This window comes from Mesorhizobium sp. M7A.F.Ca.CA.002.04.1.1, from assembly GCF_004022805.1.
GTDB classification, from domain to species: Bacteria; Pseudomonadota; Alphaproteobacteria; order Rhizobiales; family Rhizobiaceae; genus Mesorhizobium; species Mesorhizobium ciceri.
Genome location: NZ_RZPL01001068.1, coordinates 1 through 1,272 on the forward strand (window position 1 = coordinate 1; position 1,272 = coordinate 1,272).

Annotated in this window: 1 protein-coding gene and 1 pseudogene; both read left to right on the forward strand. The window is 63.5% G+C overall.

Annotated elements, in window-relative coordinates:
• Positions 1–161 (forward strand): annotated as a pseudogene (locus ENZ75_RS35465) (ABC transporter permease); the annotation flags it as partial.
• A gap of 66 nt (positions 162–227) precedes the next feature.
• Complete coding sequence (locus tag ENZ75_RS32170; RefSeq protein ID WP_063168531.1) at positions 228–1,256, forward strand: sugar ABC transporter substrate-binding protein; 1,029 nt, start codon at positions 228–230, stop codon at positions 1,254–1,256.
• Positions 1,257–1,272: the final 16 nt, after the last annotated feature.

A 1,272-nucleotide genomic window follows, 5' to 3' on the forward strand; every position in this document is an offset into this window, starting at 1 on the left:
GTGCGGCACTGATCGGCATCCTGCTCAACGCCATGACCATCATCGACATTCCGCTGCTCTACCAGAACCTGATCAAGGCAGCGATCCTGCTCGGCGCCATCATCGTCGACGGCATCATCAATCCACGTGACGAGCAGACCGCCCAGCAGGGCGACATTTAGACCTGAACTGCGGCGGACGGTTGGGGCCGGCCGCTGATAACAACGACCAAAGCAAAAGGATCCGACATGAAACTGATCAAGACACTCATGGCCGCCGCCACGGCGCTCGCCGTCACCGCCTTCGTGGCGCCAACCTTCGCCGCCGACGATCCGGGGCCGACTGCGTACGCGCAGGCGCTCAAGGGCAAGCGCGTCATGCTGGTGCCGCTGGCAATGGGCTTCGACCTGGCGCAGGGCTGGGCGCACTATCTGAAGACCGAAGTCGAGGCCTGGGGCGGCGTGTTCGAGACGCGCGACCCGAACTGGGTCGTCGATGCCGGCGCGCAGGCGATCACGGACGCCATCTCCTCGGACACCAGGCCGGATGTGCTGATCATCCACGCGCCGGACCTCAACTCCTATTCCAAGCTGATGAAGAAGGCACAGGCCGCCGGCACCTATGTCATCCTGGTCGACAATCCCGCCAACTTCCCGGCCGACGCCTTTATCGGCAGTGACTGGGACCGGCTTGGCCAGCTCGAGGCCGAAGCGGCGATCAAGGGCTGCGGCCCGAACTCGTCGAAGAAGATCGGCCTTGTGCAGGGTGACCAGGCGAACTCCTCCAGCCTCTATCAGTATGCCGGCATCATGAAGGTGCTGGACAAGAATCCCGACTTCAAGGTGGTGGCCAAGCCCGATTCCAACTGGGATGCGACGACCTCGCGCAACGTGACGACGACGATGCTGCAGCAGAACCCGGATATCTGCTCGATCATCGATTTCTGGGATGGCGACGCCACCGGCGCGTCCGCCGCGATCCGCGATGCCAAACTCGACGGCAAGGTGTTCCTGGTCACCACCGGCGGCGGCGAAAAGGCGGCCGATTGCGACAAGCTGGTCGACGGCACCTATGGCGCTGTGGTGATGACCGATCTTGCTCGCCAGTCGGGCGACATGAACGCCATCATCAAGTTCCTGCTGCAGAGCGGCCAGCCGGCCGGCACCTCGCACACCTACATCTACACGCTGGAGAAGGCGACGACCAAGGCCGACCTCAAGCCCGACAGCTGCTGGGACCTGAAGGCGCTGCAGGCACAAGCGGCGGCGGCAAAGTAAGCCGCACCTTTTCGAC

Bases quoted from the DNA above. Each gene is read 5' to 3' on its own strand.
- ENZ75_RS32170 (WP_063168531.1), top strand. From the start codon at position 228: ATGAAACTGATCAAGACACTCATGGCCGCCGCCACGGCGCTCGCCGTC.